Here is a 15,445-nt window from a genome sequence, read left to right on the forward strand (position 1 = left end):
TTGCTCCCGTCCCGTCCTCTCGGGAATCGACCGGCGTCGGCGCATCGGCGCCTGCTCCGGCCTCATGCAAAACCGTGCACGAAGCACGAAATGGGTCCGCGGATTGTGCCGTGTCCGGCCTCTCATTGCGCGGTGACGCTTTCCTCTAAGCGATCGGCTCGATTGCTGACGTTTTCGAGCCGATCAAGTGCCTCGCGGGTCGGCAGGCCTTCCGAATCGCCGATCACCTGGATCGCGAGCGCCCCGATGCGGTTGCCGCGCGCGACCGCCTGCTCGACGGACCAGCCTTCCAGCAGCGCGCTGACCACGCCGACCGCGAAGCCGTCGCCGGCGCCGACCGTGTCGACCACGTTCGCGACGCGCTCGCCCGCGACCGCGCCCTCGCGGCCGTCGGCCGTGCGGAAGTACGCGCCCTCGGCGCCAAGCTTGATCACCACGCCGCGCGCGCCCTGTGCCAGATAGAAGCCCGCGATGTCGGCGGGCGTGTCGTGCCCGGTGAGCTGCTGCCCTTCGGCGAGGCCCGGCAGCACCCAGTCGGCGAGCGTCGCGAGCGCGTTCAGCGTCTTCGCCATCACGTCGGCGGACGGCCACAGCGTCGGGCGCAGGTTCGGGTCGAACGAGATCGTCTTGCCCGCCGCGCGCATCTCGCGCGCCAGCTGGAACGCGAGTTCGCACGACGTCGCGGAAATTGCCGGCGCGACGCCCGTCAAGTGCAGGTGACGCGCGCCGAGCACGTAGTCGGCCACGTAGTCGTCGCACGACAGGTGGCTCGCGGCCGAGCCCTTGCGGAAATATTCGACGGTCGGGTCGCTGCCGTCGTCGTTGCGCGACTTCAGCTGAAAACCGGTCGGATAGCGCGGGTCGACGGTCACGCACGACGCGTCGATGCCTTCGCGCGCGAGCGTGTCGAGCACGTAACCGCCGAACGAATCGCGGCCCACCCGGCTCATCCAGCCGACTCGGAAGCCGAGCCGCGACAGGCCGATCGCGACGTTCAGGTCCGCGCCCGCGATCCGTTTCGTGAATTGCGACGCATGCGCGAGGTGGCCGGGCTCGGCGGCGACGAACATCGCCATCGCCTCGCCGTAGGTCACGACATCGAGTGCTGCCTTCATCAGTGAATTCCTCCGTATCCTTCCTGCGTCACGCGGCGGCAAGCCACGCCACGCGCCGGCCGGCATCGCCCGCCAGGTCTGCGGCATCGAACGGGAATTCGATGCCGCGCGGCGCCGCTTGCGGCAGGGCCGCGAGCACGCCCGTGACGAGCGTGTCGCCCGGCGCCGGCGCCACCGCGAAACGGCGCGCGCCCTCGCCCTCGACTGCCTTGCAATGAATGTATTCCACATGCGGCGCGAGCGCGTGCGCGCACGCGAGCGGCGCTTCGCCCGGCCACTGCCAGTTGCCGATGTCGAACGTCATGCCGAGCGCATCGGGCACGCCCGCGTCGGTCAACGCGGCGAACAGCCCACTGAATTGAGCGAGTGCGCCACCCACCGGCAGCTGGCCGTTCTCGACCACCACGCGGGCACGCGCGCCGCGCGACAGCGCGACGATCTCGGACGCATGCGCGTCGCCGGCGAAGCCGCCGAGCTGGAACTTGACGAAGCGCGCGCCGAGCGCGTCGGCTTCCACGAGCGTGTCGCGCAACGCGTCGACATCGAGCGCGCCGGTTTCCGTGTACAACGTGGCCGGCGTCGAATAGACCGACCACAGCCCGTGCGCGGTGAGTACCGAGCCAAGCTCGGCCAGCGCGCCGGGCGTCGCGTCGTCGTCCGATGCGAACAGCTCGCGCCGCACCTCGAAACCGGTCGCGCCGGATGAGGCCGCGGTCGCGATGAATGCACGGTGGCCCTCCTGACGCACGCGGTCCATCCCGAATGCGCTCGCCACGATCACGATGTCTGCCATTTCTGCCCTTTTTTCACCGGAATGGAACCGGTTCCATTTGCTTGAGACGGATGGTGCGCTTCGCATCCGGTGCACGCCATAGAGGAAATCCCTAGGCCGGCCGCCGCGCGCCCGCGCACGTGCATCCGGCGTTCCACGACCCGCGTCGGCGCCTATTCGTTGTCGTGCGTGATGCACATGTCGAGGAACTGGGCCGCCACGCGCGACGGCGCGGCGCCGTGCGGCACGAGGATCGAGAAATGGCGCGTGAGCGGCGCCGGGGCCAGCGAGCGCGGCATGAGCGCCGCATCCTCGTGGCGCAGCGACATCGCGGACACGAAACCGACGCCCATCCCCGCGCGCACGGCCTCCTTCACGGCCTCGACGCCCGCGATCTCGAACGCGACGCGCATCGGCGCGCCGCCATGCGCGAACGCGCGTTCGACGAGTTGGCGCACGCCGGAACCCTCCTCGCGCAGCACGAGCGGATGCGCGGCAAGTGCGTCGAGCGTGACGCCCGCTTCGTATTCCGGCGCGGCGAGCGGATGGCCGGCCGGCACGACCGCGACGATCTCGTCCTCGTGCCACGCATGCACGGCGGTGCCGGGCGGCAGCGCCTCGCCGGGCGGCCCTTCGATCATCGCGATGTCGAGCGACGCCAGCGTGGCAACCACGTCGGCCGTATTGCCGCTCATCGTGTGGATCGCCACCCGCGGCACGCGCGGCTGGAATGCCGCGATCAGATACGGCAGCAGGTAGCTGGCGGGCGTCGTGCTCGCACCGATCCGCAGCGTGCCGGCGTCGAGCCCGCGCACGGCGTCGCGAAACGCGCGCGCCTGCGCGAACGTGTCGCGCTGCGCCTTCGCGTACTGCGCGAGTTGTTCGCCAACCGGCGTCAGGCGGATGCCGCGGCCATCGCGCTGGTACAGCGGCTCGCCGAACTCGTCCTGCAGCAGGCGCAACTGGCCCGACACGGCCGGCTGCGACAGATGCAGCGCGACGGCAGCGCGGCTGATGTTCAAATGTTCGGCGACGGCCGCGAACGTTATCAGTTGATCCGGGGTCATGAGCGTGAATTATCGGATTTCCGGATAGTTTACGTCACAAATCACAATTTTTCATATCGATATAACCAAATTAGGATTAAGCCATCGCAACCCGTTTCATCACGGTGCCCCATGTCCACTGCTCCGACTCCCCATCTCAATCACGCCGCCCCGTCGATGCGCGGCCAGTTGAACGGCGTGCTGTTCGTCGCGCTGTTCGCCGCCGCCGTCACCAGTCTGTCGCAACTTCCGACGATCGCCGGGCTCGGCCTGTCGCCGCTGATCGTCGGCATCGTCGCAGGCGCGCTGTACGGCAACGCACTGCGCGACGGCATGCCCGCGAGCTGGGCGGCCGGCGTCAACTTTTCCGCGCGCAAGCTGCTGCGCATCGCGGTCGCGTTCTTCGGCCTGCGCGTGAGCCTGCAGGAAATCGCGCAGGTCGGCCTGCCGGGCCTGACGGTGTCGGTGCTGGTCGTCGTCAGCACGCTCGCGATCGGCACCTGGGTCGGCATGAAGGTGATGAAGCTCGATCGCGACGCGGCGCTCTTGACCGCCGCCGGCAGCGCGATCTGCGGCGCGGCCGCCGTGCTCGCATTCGAGTCGACGCTGCAGTCGAAGCCGCACCAGAGCGCGATGGCCGTGGGCAGCGTGGTGCTGTTCGGCACGCTGTCGATGTTCCTCTACCCGCTCGCGTATCACGCCGGCCTGCTCAATCTCGACCCGGCCGGCCTCGGCCTGTTCTTCGGCGGCACGATCCACGAGGTCGCGCAGGTGGTCGGCGCGGCGAGCGACATCAGCCCGCAGGTCGCGCACGTCGCGACGATCGTGAAGATGACCCGCGTGATGCTGCTGGTGCCGGTGCTGCTCACGCTCGGCTGGTGGCTCGCCCGCTCCGCACGCTCGGCCGGTGCGAGCGCCGACGGCGCGCAAGGCAAGCGCAAGGTGGCGGTGCCGTGGTTCGCGCTCGGCTTCCTCGGCTTCGTGATTGTCAATTCGCTGAACGTGCTGCCCGCCGACGTTACGCACACCCTGAACGTGCTCGACACCTTCGCGCTGACGATGGCAATGACCGCGCTCGGCATCGAAACCCGCGTGTCGCAGATCCGCGAGGCCGGCCCGCGTGCGCTGACCACCGGCCTGATCCTGTACGTCTGGCTGATCGCCGGCGGCTACGGGATCACCTGGGCCGTGCAGCGCTGGCTTGGCTGAGCCGCGCATCCACGCCGCGACACGCGCCGCGCCCGACGGGAAGGTCCCGCGGGCGCGGCGCAGTGCTATGCTTCGCGTCGTTTTCCTTCGTCCTCTTCACCATCCTCTTTCAGCCGTGCTCTCGTTCCTGCTGAAGCTGCGCACTCGCGCCCAGACGCTGTTCCGCCTGTCGGACGCCCATACGATGCTGATCTGGTCGGCCATCGTCGGCGTCGGCGGCGCCTTCGCCACCATGGCGTTTCGCGAAGGCATCGACCTGATGCAGCGCCTGATCTCCGGGCACAGCGGCAGCTTCGTGCAGATGGCGCGAAGCCTGCCGTGGTACGTGCGGTTCTGGATGCCGGCCGCGGGCGGCTTCCTCGCCGGCTGCGTGCTGCTGCTCGCGACGCGCGGCGTTCGGAAATCCGGCAACACCGACTACATGGAAGCCGTCGCGCTCGGCGACGGCGTCGTGCCGGTACGGCAGAGCCTGTGGCGCAGCGTGTCGTCGCTGCTAACGATCGGCAGCGGCGGCTCGATCGGCCGCGAAGGCCCGATGGTGCAGCTCGCCGCGCTCGCCGCATCGCTGGTCGGCCGCTTCGTGCACTTCGACCCGCCGCGCCTGCGCCTGCTCGTCGCGTGCGGCGCGGCGGCCGGCATCACATCCGCCTACAACGCGCCGATCGCCGGCGCGTTCTTCGTGTCCGAAATCGTGCTCGGCACGATCGCGATGGAAAGCTTCGGGCCGATGGTCGTCGCATCCGTCGTCGCGAACATCGTGATGCGGGAATTCGCCGGCTACCGGCCACCATACGAGATGCCGGTGTTCCCGGCCGTGACGGGCCCCGAGGTGCTGCTGTTCGTCGTGCTCGGCGCGCTGTGCGGCGTGCTGGCGCCGCAGTTCCTGCACCTGCTCGATGCGTCGAAGAACCAGTTCAAGCGGCTGCCCGTGCCGCTGCCGGTGCGGCTCGCGCTCGGCGGCCTCGTGGTCGGCGTGATCTCGGTGTGGATTCCGGACGTGTGGGGCAACGGCTACAGCGTCGTGAACCACATCCTGCATTCGCCGTGGACCTGGCAGGCGCTCGTCGCGGTGCTGGTGTTCAAGGTGATCGCGACCGCCGCGACCGCCGGCTCGGGCGCGGTCGGCGGCGTGTTTACGCCGACGCTGTTCGTCGGGGCCGTGTTCGGCTCGCTGTTCGGGCTCGCGATGAACGCGCTGTGGCCCGGCCACACGTCCGCGTATTTCGCGTATGCGATGGTCGGAATGGGTGCGTTCATGGCCGGCGCCACGCAGGCGCCGCTGATGGCGATCCTGATGATCTTCGAGATGACGCTCAGTTACCAGGTCGTGCTGCCGCTGCTGGTGTCGTGCGTGTTCGCGTATTTCGTCGCGCGCGCGACGGGCACGACGTCGATGTACGAGATCACGCTGCGCCACCACCAGGACGCGCAGGAACGGCTGCGGCTGCGCACCACCCAGATGCGCGAGCTGATCCAGCCCGCGCAGACGGTCGTGCCGCTCACCGCGAGCGTCGCCGACATGACGCGCGTGTTTCTCGAATATCCGGTGAAGTATCTGTACGTGACCGACGACGCCGGGCGCTTCCGCGGCGCGGTCGCGTTGAAGGACATCACGTCCGACCTGCTCGACAAGCGCGACACCACCGACAAGACGGCAGCGCACTACGCGCATACGCCGTTTCCGCTGCTCACGCCCGACATGCCGCTCTCGACCGCGCTCGAACGCTTCATGGCGTTCCAGGGCGAACGGCTGCCGGTGATCGAAAGCGAGGCCGAGCCGACGCTCGCGGGCGTCGTCTACAAGACGTCGCTGCTCGACGCGTATCGGCGCATGACCGGCGAGCGCTGACCTGTACGGGGCGCGGCGCGCGATACGGCGTCGCCACATCCTCGCTCGCGGCGCCGTCCGCGCCGACCGACCGCCGGCCCCGTTCAGTCCGGCGCGCGCCCCAACACGACCCGCGCGAAGAACCCCGCCAGCACCGATTCGGCCACGTCGGCCGAAACATGCTGCGGATCGGCCGTGTAGTACGACTGCACGCCATCGCACAGACACATCAGCCCGAACGCGAGCGTCTCGGCCGGCAGCAACAGCGGCGTGCCCGCGCGCTCGGCGAAGCGCTGGATGAATTCGGCCATCTGCAGCCGCTTGCCGTGCAGGAACTGGTTGAAGCGCACGCGAAATTTCGCGTCGCGCGCCGCCTGCAGCTTCGCCTCGCCCCACAGCAGCGAATATTCGTCGTCGCGAAACAGCGTCCGGTAGTACGCGAGCGCCATCGACTCCATCTGCTCGCGCGGCCCGCCCACCTCGAAGATCGCCTCGAAATCGGCCCGCACCGAATCATGGTCGCGCTCGAGCAGTTCGAGCAGCAGTTCCGACTTGCTGCGGAAATTCGAATAAAACGCGCCGCGCGTATAGCCGGCCGCCGCCGCGATGTCCTCGACGCTCGCGGCGACATAGCCTTTCTTCAGAAAAATCCGGTGCGCGGCATTCAGCAGACGTTCGCGCGTCTGGTCCCTGCTCTGCTCGCGAGTTAAGCGCTGTGGTTTCATGGCGCGCAGTCTAGCACCAACTCCCTTTCGGATTCATCTTTGCATTCAGATACAGGTGTGTATTAGAATCCGCCACAGTTTCCGAACGACCTCGTTCGACTGTGTTCGTGCGCGCCGGGCCGGCGCCACTCGGGGCAAGCGCCCGCCGCGCTTGCCGGCTTCGCTCCGTTCTCACCTCATCTGGGGGTTTCGTGAATCGCTCCGGTTCCCGCGCCGTGCTGCTGATCGGCACCGCGCTCGTCCTCGCCGCCTGCCACCCGAAGGAAGCCGCGCCGCCCGCGCCGCGCCCGGTCGTCGCGTTGCCCGCGCACGCCGACGGCGCCGCGGCGGCCGCCACGCTGCCCGGCGAGATCCAGCCGCGTTACGCGACGCCGCTGTCGTTCCGCATCGCGGGCAAGATCGTCGAACGCAAGGTGCGGCTCGGCGACACCGTCAAGGCCGGCCAGGTCGTCGCGCTGCTCGATCCGTCCGACGTCGAGAAGAACGCCGCGAGCGCGCAGGCGCAGCTCGATGCCGCATCGCACGGCCTCGCGTTCGCGAAGCAGCAGCTCGACCGCGATCGCGCGCAGGCGCGCGAGAATCTGATCGCGACCGCGCAGCTCGAACAGACCGAGAACAGCTACACGTCCGCGCTCGCGCAGCGCGATCAGGCGCAGCAGCAACTCGCGCTCGCGAAGAACCAGCTCCGCTATGCGACGCTCGTCGCGGACCACGCGGGCACCATCACCGCCGAACAGGCCGACACCGGCCAGAACGTATCGGCCGGCCAGGCCGTCTACCAGCTTGCGTGGTCGGGCGACGTCGATGTCGTCAGCGACGTGCCCGAGGCCGCGCTCGCGTCGCTCGCGCCCGGGCACGCGGCGAGCGTGACATTGCCGTCGCTGCCGGGCCGCCGGTTCGACGCGAAGGTGCGCGAAATCGCGCCGGCCGCCGATCCGCAAAGCCGCACCTACCGCGTGAAGCTCACGCTCGCCGCGCCCGATCCGGCCGTGCGCCTCGGGATGACCGCGACTGTCGCGTTCGACGGCGCGCCGATTGCCGGCAACGCGCCGAGCATCACGCTGCCCGCGACCGCGCTGTTCCACGACGGGCCGCATCCGGCCGTATGGGTCGTGCGCACGAAGGACGACACGCTCGAACTGCGCCGCGTCGACGTCGCGCGCTTCAACGAACGCACCGTCACCGTGTCGGGCGGGCTGCAGCCTGGCGAGCGCGTCGTGCTGCAAGGCGTGCACACGGTCAGCGCGGGCGAGAAGGTGCGGCCGATCGCACCGCTGCATGCGGAGGACTTCGCGTCATGAGCGGCCCCCGCGAAGAAGGCCGGTTCAATCTGTCGGCATGGGCGCTGCGCCACCAGGCGCTGGTCGTCTACCTGATCGCGCTCGCGACGCTCGCGGGCATCCTCGCGTACACGCGGCTCGCGCAATCCGAAGACCCGCCGTTCACGTTCCGCGTGATGGTGATCCGTACGTTCTGGCCCGGCGCGAGCGCGCGGCAGGTGCAGGAACAGGTGACCGACCGGATCGGCCGCAAGCTGCAGGAAACGCCGGCCATCGACTTCCTGCGCAGCTATTCGCGGCCCGGCGAATCGCTGATCTTCTTCACGATGAAGGATTCGGCGCCCGTGAAGGACGTGCCCGAGACCTGGTACCAGATCCGCAAGAAGGTCGGCGACATCGGCTACACGCTGCCGCCCGGCGTACAGGGCCCGTTCTTCAACGACGAGTTCGGCGACGTCTACACCAACATCTGGACGCTCGAAGGCGACGGCTTCACGCCCGCGCAACTCCACGACTACGCGGACCAGCTGCGCACGGTGCTGCTGCGCGTACCCGGCGTCGGCAAGGTCGACTACTTCGGGGACCCCGACCAGCGGATCTTCATCGAGGCCGACAACACGCAGCTCACGCGTCTCGGCATCTCGCCGCAGCAGCTCGGGCAGGCGATCAACGCGCAGAACGACATCTCGTCGGCCGGCGTGCTCACGACCGCCGACGATCGCGTGTTCGTGCGGCCGAGCGGCCAGTTCGACAACGTCGCCGCGATCGCCGACACGCTGATCCGCATCAACGGCCGCACGTTCCGGCTCGGCGATCTCGCCACCGTGAAGCGCGGTTACGACGATCCGCCCGTCACGCAAATGCGCACCAAAGGCCATGCCGTGCTCGGCATCGGCGTGACGATGCAGCCGGGCGGTGACGTGATCCGGCTCGGCAAGGCGCTCGACGTCGAATCGAAGGACCTGCAGGCGCAGTTACCGGCCGGCCTCAAGCTGACGCTCGTTTCGAGCATGCCGCATGCGGTGTCGCATTCGGTCGACGACTTCCTAGAAGCGGTCGCAGAAGCGGTCGCGATCGTGCTGGTCGTGAGCCTCGTGTCGCTCGGCCTGCGCACCGGGATGGTCGTCGTGATCTCGATTCCCGTCGTGCTCGCCGTCACGGCCCTGTTCATGTACCTGTTCGACATCGGGCTGCACAAGGTGTCGCTCGGCACGCTGGTGCTCGCGCTCGGGCTGCTCGTCGACGACGCCATCATCGCGGTCGAGATGATGGCCGTGAAGCTCGAACAGGGCTACAGCCGCGCGCGCGCCGCCGCGTTCGCGTACACGAGCACCGCGTTCCCGATGCTGACGGGCACGCTCGTCACGGTGTCGGGCTTCCTGCCGATCGCGCTCGCGAAATCGAGCACCGGCGAGTACACGCGCTCGATCTTCGAGGTGTCGGCGATCGCGCTGATCGCGTCGTGGTTCGCGGCCGTCGTGCTGATTCCGCTGCTCGGCTACCACCTGCTGCCCGAGCGCAAGAAGCACGCGCACGAAGCGCACCTGCCGGACGATCACGAGCACGACATCTACGACACGCGCTTCTACACGCGCCTGCGCGGCTGGATCGACTGGTGCATCGAGCGCCGCTTCGTCGTGCTGCTGATCACCGGCGCCCTCTTCGTCGTCGCGCTGATGGGTTTCTCGCTCGTGCCGCAGCAGTTCTTCCCGAGCTCCGATCGCCCCGAGCTGCTGGTCGACCTGCGGCTGCCCGAAGGTGCGTCGTTCGCGGCGACGCTGCGCGAGACCGAACGTCTCGAGAAGGTGCTCGACAAGCGGCCCGAGATCGACCATTCGGTGAATTTCGTCGGCAGCGGCGCGCCGCGCTTCTACCTGCCGCTCGACCAGCAACTGCAATTGCCGAACTTCGCGCAGTTCGTCGTCACCGCGAAATCCGTCGAGGATCGCGAGAAGCTCGCGACGTGGCTCGAGACCACGCTACGCGACCGCTTCCCGGCCGTGCGCTGGCGCCTGTCGCGGCTCGAGAACGGGCCGCCCGTCGGCTACCCCGTGCAGTTCCGCGTGAGCGGCGACGACATCGCGACGGTGCGCTCGATCGCCGAGAAGGTCGCGGCGACGATGCGCGGCGACGCACGCACGATGAACGTGCAGTTCGACTGGGATGAGCCGGCCGAGCGCTCGGTGCGCTTCGAGCTCGATCAGAAGAAGGCGCGCGCGCTGAACGTCACGTCGCAGGACGTGTCGAGCTTCCTCGCGATGACGCTGTCCGGCACGACCGTCACGCAGTATCGCGAACGCGACAAGCTGATCGCGGTCGACCTGCGTGCGCCGCGCCCCGATCGCGTCGATCCCGCGAAGCTCGCGGGCCTGGCGATGCCGACGCCGAACGGCCCCGTGCCGCTCGGCTCGCTCGGCCGCTTCACGCCGGCGCTCGAATACGGCGTGGTGTGGGAGCGCGATCGCCAGCCGACCATCACCGTGCAGTCCGACGTGCGCGCCGGCGCGCAGGGCATCGATGTCACGCATGCGATCGACGGCAAGCTGAATGCGTTGCGCGCGCAACTGCCGGTCGGCTACCAGATCAACATCGGCGGGTCGGTCGAGGAAAGCGCGAAGGCGCAGACGTCGATCAACGCGCAGATGCCGCTGATGGCGATCGCCGTGTTCACGCTGCTGATGATCCAGCTGCAGAGCTTCTCGCGCGTGCTGATGGTCGTGCTGACCGCACCGCTCGGGCTGATCGGCGTGGTCGGCACGCTGCTGCTGTTCGGGCAGCCGTTCGGCTTCGTCGCGATGCTCGGCGTGATCGCGATGTTCGGGATCATCATGCGCAACTCGGTGATTCTCGTCGACCAGATCGAGCAGGACATCGCGGCCGGCCACGGCCGCTTCGACGCGATCGTCGGCGCGACCGTGCGGCGCTTCCGCCCGATCACGCTGACGGCCGCGGCCGCCGTGCTCGCGCTGATCCCGCTGTTGCGCTCGAACTTCTTCGGGCCGATGGCGACCGCGCTGATGGGCGGGATCACGAGCGCGACCGTGCTGACGCTGTTCTACCTGCCCGCGCTGTACGCCGCGTGGTTCCGCGTGAAGCGCGACGAACGCGACCCGCGCGACGGCCCGCCGCACGACGGCTCGCCTGCCGCGCCGTCGGGAGCCTGATCATGGAACTGTCGATGAACCTGAAAACGAAGACCGCGCGAGCGCTCGCGGCCGCGAGCCTCGCCGGCCCGCTCGCCGGCTGCGCATGGTTCGCGCCGAGCGGCGAGCCGCCCGCGATGCCGTCGCCCGCGCATTACGGCGCCGCGCCGCAAGTGCAGCAGACCGTCGCCGCGCAAGGCGTCGCGCAGCAGTTCGAGGTCGGCGCGCAGCCCGTGCCCGACTGGTGGACGCAGTACCGGTCCGATGCGCTGAACGCGCTCGTCGACGAAGGGCTGCGCAACAGCCCGACGCTCAGCGCGGCTTCGCATTCGCTGGATGCCGCGCGCGAGCAGTTGCGCGGGCAGATCGGCAGCTCGATGCTGCCGTCGATCGACGCTGGCGCCCAGGCCACGCGCCAGCGTGCACTCGGCGTGCCGATCCCCGCGCTCGGCGCGCCGACGCTGCTGTACGACACGTTCGTCGGGCAACTGCAGGCGAGCTACACGATCGACCTGTTCGGCGTGTCGCGTTTCGCGAACCGCGCGCTCGCGAAACGCGTCGACGTCAGCGCGTTCCAGCTCGAATCGGCGCGTCGGGCACTCGCCGCGAACATCGTCACCGCGTCGATCACGGTGTCGGTGCTCAATGCGCAGATTGCGACGACCGAACGGCTCGTCGCGCTCGCGAACGACCAGGCGCACGACGCGCAACGCCGCTACGCGCTCGGCTCGGCGTCGCACAGCGACGCGCTGAACGCACGGCAAAGCGCGGACACCTTCGCCGCGAGCCTGCCCGCGCTGCGCCAGCAGCGCGACTCGGCGCGCCACGCGCTGGCGGTGCTGGTCGGCCGCACGCCCGACCGGCCGCCCGCCGACCTCACGCTCGCCGATCTGCACCTGCCCGCGCAGGTGCCCGTGGTCGTGCCGTCCGACCTGCTGCAAAGCCGCCCCGACATCCAGGCCGCCGACGCGGGGCTGAAGGCGGCCGCCGCCGAAGTCGGCGTCGCGACCGCGCAGCTGTTCCCGCAGCTGTCGCTTTCGGCGGCCATGGGCAAAGGCGGCTTCAGCTGGCCGACGATGCTGTCGGGCGCCGGCGCGATCTGGAATGTCGGGGCGTCGCTGAGCCAGCCGCTGTTTCACGGCGGCGCGCTGCTCGCGCAGCGGCGTGCGGCGAAGGCCACTTACGAAGCCGCGGTCGACCAGTACAGGCAGACCGTGCTGAGCGCGTTCCAGAACGTCGCCGATTCGCTCGCCGCGCTCGAGCACGACGCGGAGGCGCTCGACGCGTCGTCGCGGGCCGCGCTGTCCGCGCGCGGCGCGTACGACGACGCGGCCGCCCGCGTGCGGCTCGGCGCGTTGCCGCCGTCGGCGGCGCGCGCGAGCGAGCTGCAGTACCGCAACGCGCGGCTCGACGAGATTCGCGCAACCGGCGCACGCTTCGCGGATACCGCGCGGCTCTATCAGGCGATGGGCACGCCGCCGGTCGACGCGGCCGGCAACGCAGCGACGGCCGGGAACGTCGGCACGGCAGGCCACGCCGGCAACGCGGATCAAGGCGCTCCCGCCGCCCAGGCACGCGCGACCACGCCCGCCGCGCCGCCGTCACCGCAATAACGCGCCCTTGCCCCGGACGCACGGCGCGCGGAACCACCCCGCGCGCCGATCCGCGATCTTCCGCTTGACCCTCACGTAGCGTAACGTTCGAGACTCCAGTGTGCGCACCGAACGGAGGACACCATGCGGCTGAAAGTGGGAGAACTGGCGAAACGCAGCGGCCTGACCGTCCGCACGCTTCATCACTATCACGCGATCGGCCTCCTGACGCCTTCGGCGCGTGCCGACAACGGCTACCGGCTGTACGACCGCGACGACATCGCCCGGCTCCACCAGATCCAGGCCCTGCGTCGCTTCGGACTGTCGCTTGCCGAAATCGGCGACTACCTGAACCAGCCCGGCACCCCGCTCGTCGAGCTCGTCGCGAAGCAGATCGCGTCGCTCGACCACCAGCTCGCGCAGGCCGCGCAGCTGCGCGAGCGGCTCGTGCACCTGCACGCGCAACTCGCCGCGGGCACCGAGCCGGAACTGGCCGATTGGCTCACCACACTGGAGTTGATGACCGTGTACGACAAATATTTTTCCGAGGAAGAACTCGCGCGTCTGCCGATGTACCGCAAGAGCCAGGCGGGCGACGCCGAATGGATCGCGCTCGTCGCCGACGTGCGTGCGCTGCACGACGCGGGCGTGCCGCCCGAGGACGAGCGCGTGCGTGCGCTCGCCGGCCGCTGGATGGCGCTGCTCGTGCGCGACACGAACAACGATCCGCGGCTGCTCGCGAAGCTGAACCTGATGCACGAGCGCGAACCGGCGATGCAGTCGAAACTCGGCATCTCGACCGTGCTGCGCGACTATGTGCTGCGCGCGTCCTCGGAAACGAAGATGCGGATCTTCGAGAAGTATCTCGCCCCGGACGAGATCCGCTTCATGCGCGCGCACTTCGGCAAACACGCGATGGAATGGCCGCAACTGATGGGCGACGTGCGCGATGCGATCGATACGGGCGCACGGCCCGATTCGCCGGAAGGCCGCGCGCTCGCGCAACGCTGGCTCGACCTGTTCCGCAGCTATGCGGGCAACGACCCGGCCACGCACGCGAAATTCCGGCACGCGATGATCACCGAGCCGGCGCTGACGAAGGATTCGTGGGTCGACGACACGCTGCTCGGTTTCATCCGCGAGGCGATGGCGCAGCTTGCGCCGGCGCGTTGACGGCGTAACCCGCGCGGGCTATGCGTGGTGGTTTCACGCGCCGCCCGCGCGAGCGCGCCGGCTTCCGCTCACCGCTCGCGCACGCCGAGCCCGAGCGCCTTCATCCGCCGGTACAACGTGCGCTCGCTCAACCCGACGTGCTCGGCCAGCTGCTTGCGCGTACCGTCGAACGTGCCGGCAATCCGCACGAGCTCCGCGTCCGACACGCCACGCGTGTCCGCCGCATGCGCGTGCGACGCGGCCGACGCCGCGACCAGCTCGGCCGGCAGATGCTCGACGCGGATCGTCCCGTCGTCCGCGAACAGGCACGCACGTTCGAGCACGTTGCGCAGCTCGCGGATGTTGCCCGGCCATGCATACGCGTCGAGGCACGCACGCGCATGCTCGGTCAGCACGAACGGTCGCGCGCTCGCATCGCCCGCGCCGGCACGCGCGTTCGCGATGCGCCGCAGGATCGATTCGGCCAGCAGCGCGACGTCGCCGCGCCGCTCGCGCAGCGGCGGCAGCGGAATCGGAAACGCGTTGATCCGGTAGTAGAGATCCTGCCGGAACCGGCCGTCGTCGATCATCTCGCGCAGCGGCTTGTGAGTCGCCGCGACGAGCCGGAAATCCGCGCGCAGCGCCTCGACGCCGCCGACGCGCCGGAACGTCCCCGACTCGATCAGCCGCAGCAGCTTCACCTGCATCGGCAGCGGCACGTCGCCGATCTCGTCGAGAAACAGCGTGCCGCCCTGCGCGGTCTCGACGAGGCCCGGCTTGCGCTGGTTCGCACCGGTAAACGCCCCCTTCTCGTAGCCGAACAGTTCGCTCTCGAACAGCGTCTCGGCGATGCCCGAACAGTCGACGACCACGAACGGCCCCATCGCGCGCGCGCTCGCCTCGTGCAGCGCCCGCGCGAACAATTCCTTGCCGGTGCCCGATTCGCCGAGCAGCAGCACCGGCAGCATCGACGGCGCGACACGCTGCAGCGCGCCGAGCGCCGCATTGAACGCGTCGGCGCCGCCGACGAGCCCTTCCGCGCTCGGCTGCGCGGACGCGCTGCGCACGGTCGTCAGCCGCTCGACGTACGCGATCACGTCGCCGCGCGCATCGAAGATGGGCCGCAACTCCACATCGACGTGCTCGGGGCCGCGCGGCGTATGGTGGATGTGCAGCACGCGGTTCAGGCTGCGCGACTCGAGCGCCTGCTTCATCGGGCAATGCTCGCCGGCCTGATCGCACGGCACGTCGTAGTGATGGGAGACCTGGAAGCAGCGCCGGCCGACGTGCTCGACACCCGCCACGCCGAACTGGCGCCGGTACGCATCGTTCGCCGCGAGGATGCGGTACTCGGGATCGACGACGATCATCGGCTGCGGATCCTGCTCCAGATACGCGACGAGCGCGCGCACGTCGGGCATGACGTCGCGCGCCGGCGCGGGAACGATCGGAATGATGTCGTGCGGATTCATGAGGCGGCTCGGGAATGGATGGACAGTCGGACTGCCAGACTGACTGCCAATTCTGCCACAGCACTGCCATATATGGCAGTCGACATCGACGATGCCCCATCGGCCGCGCCC

General features: G+C 69.3%; 11 protein-coding genes. 6 read left to right on the forward strand and 5 right to left on the reverse strand.

Translation table 11 applies throughout. The features are described from left to right. Positions 1-122: 122 nt before the first annotated feature. From HWX22_RS20870 to HWX22_RS20880, 3 genes are all read right to left on the reverse strand, one after another. Positions 123-1,115, reverse strand: a complete 993-nt coding sequence (locus HWX22_RS20870) for a sugar kinase (RefSeq protein ID WP_175916304.1) — start codon at positions 1,113-1,115, stop codon at positions 123-125. 28 nt (positions 1,116-1,143) lie between these two features. Next, complete coding sequence (locus tag HWX22_RS20875) at positions 1,144-1,908, reverse strand: sugar phosphate isomerase/epimerase (protein WP_175911034.1); 765 nt, start codon at positions 1,906-1,908, stop codon at positions 1,144-1,146. Between the two features lie 152 nt (positions 1,909-2,060). After that, positions 2,061-2,954: a LysR family transcriptional regulator gene (locus tag HWX22_RS20880; RefSeq protein ID WP_175916305.1), complete on the reverse strand. Its 894-nt coding sequence runs from the start codon at positions 2,952-2,954 to the stop codon at positions 2,061-2,063. 111 nt (positions 2,955-3,065) lie between these two features. Here HWX22_RS20880 and HWX22_RS20885 point away from each other — a divergent pair, with 111 nt between their 5' ends. Continuing rightward, positions 3,066-4,142: a YeiH family protein gene (locus tag HWX22_RS20885; RefSeq protein WP_175911038.1), complete on the forward strand. Its 1,077-nt coding sequence runs from the start codon at positions 3,066-3,068 to the stop codon at positions 4,140-4,142. Between the two features lie 115 nt (positions 4,143-4,257). Beyond that, positions 4,258-5,991, forward strand: coding sequence for a ClcB-like voltage-gated chloride channel protein (locus HWX22_RS20890; RefSeq protein ID WP_208456483.1), 1,734 nt, complete (start codon positions 4,258-4,260; stop codon positions 5,989-5,991). 83 nt (positions 5,992-6,074) lie between these two features. Here the strand turns inward: HWX22_RS20890 and HWX22_RS20895 are convergent, their stop codons facing one another. Beyond that, complete coding sequence (locus HWX22_RS20895) at positions 6,075-6,695, reverse strand: TetR/AcrR family transcriptional regulator (protein WP_059524255.1); 621 nt, start codon at positions 6,693-6,695, stop codon at positions 6,075-6,077. Positions 6,696-6,886: 191 nt separating this feature from the next. On the opposite strand from HWX22_RS20895, the gene HWX22_RS20900 reads away from it, so the two are divergent. The 4 genes from HWX22_RS20900 (at position 6,887) to HWX22_RS20915 (ending at position 13,883) form a co-directional block, all read left to right on the forward strand. Next, positions 6,887-7,996: an efflux RND transporter periplasmic adaptor subunit gene (locus HWX22_RS20900; protein ID WP_059814406.1), complete on the forward strand. Its 1,110-nt coding sequence runs from the start codon at positions 6,887-6,889 to the stop codon at positions 7,994-7,996. Continuing rightward, on the forward strand, positions 7,993-11,139 hold the full coding sequence (locus tag HWX22_RS20905) for an efflux RND transporter permease subunit (protein WP_175916306.1): 3,147 nt from the start codon (positions 7,993-7,995) through the stop codon (positions 11,137-11,139). The genes HWX22_RS20900 and HWX22_RS20905 overlap by 4 nt, the downstream gene beginning before the upstream one ends. A gap of 2 nt (positions 11,140-11,141) precedes the next feature. Then, positions 11,142-12,731, forward strand: a complete 1,590-nt coding sequence (locus HWX22_RS20910) for an efflux transporter outer membrane subunit (RefSeq protein WP_175916307.1) — start codon at positions 11,142-11,144, stop codon at positions 12,729-12,731. A gap of 123 nt (positions 12,732-12,854) precedes the next feature. Further along, entirely contained in the window at positions 12,855-13,883 is a 1,029-nt protein-coding gene (locus tag HWX22_RS20915) for a MerR family transcriptional regulator (protein ID WP_175916308.1), read from the forward strand. A gap of 68 nt (positions 13,884-13,951) precedes the next feature. On the opposite strand, the gene HWX22_RS20920 is transcribed toward HWX22_RS20915, so the two are convergent. Then, the gene (locus HWX22_RS20920; RefSeq protein WP_175916309.1) at positions 13,952-15,334 is read right to left on the reverse strand and encodes a sigma 54-interacting transcriptional regulator; all 1,383 of its coding nucleotides are present in this window, start codon (positions 15,332-15,334) and stop codon (positions 13,952-13,954) included. Positions 15,335-15,445 lie beyond the last annotated feature (111 nt).

The sequence above is a fragment of the Burkholderia sp. BCC1638 genome, assembly GCF_902833195.1.
GTDB lineage: Bacteria > Pseudomonadota > Gammaproteobacteria > Burkholderiales > Burkholderiaceae > Burkholderia > Burkholderia diffusa.

Excerpts from the sequence above, each read along its gene's own strand:
- HWX22_RS20870 (WP_175916304.1), bottom strand. The coding sequence starts at position 1,115 with ATGAAGGCAGCACTCGATGTCGTGACCTACGGCGAGGCGATGGCGATG.
- HWX22_RS20875 (WP_175911034.1), bottom strand. The coding sequence starts at position 1,908 with ATGGCAGACATCGTGATCGTGGCGAGCGCATTCGGGATGGACCGCGTG.
- HWX22_RS20880 (WP_175916305.1), bottom strand. The coding sequence starts at position 2,954 with ATGACCCCGGATCAACTGATAACGTTCGCGGCCGTCGCCGAACATTTG.
- HWX22_RS20885 (WP_175911038.1), top strand. The coding sequence starts at position 3,066 with ATGTCCACTGCTCCGACTCCCCATCTCAATCACGCCGCCCCGTCGATG.
- HWX22_RS20895 (WP_059524255.1), bottom strand. The coding sequence starts at position 6,695 with ATGAAACCACAGCGCTTAACTCGCGAGCAGAGCAGGGACCAGACGCGC.
- HWX22_RS20905 (WP_175916306.1), top strand. The coding sequence starts at position 7,993 with ATGAGCGGCCCCCGCGAAGAAGGCCGGTTCAATCTGTCGGCATGGGCG.
- HWX22_RS20910 (WP_175916307.1), top strand. The coding sequence starts at position 11,142 with ATGGAACTGTCGATGAACCTGAAAACGAAGACCGCGCGAGCGCTCGCG.
- HWX22_RS20915 (WP_175916308.1), top strand. The coding sequence starts at position 12,855 with ATGCGGCTGAAAGTGGGAGAACTGGCGAAACGCAGCGGCCTGACCGTC.
- HWX22_RS20920 (WP_175916309.1), bottom strand. The coding sequence starts at position 15,334 with ATGAATCCGCACGACATCATTCCGATCGTTCCCGCGCCGGCGCGCGAC.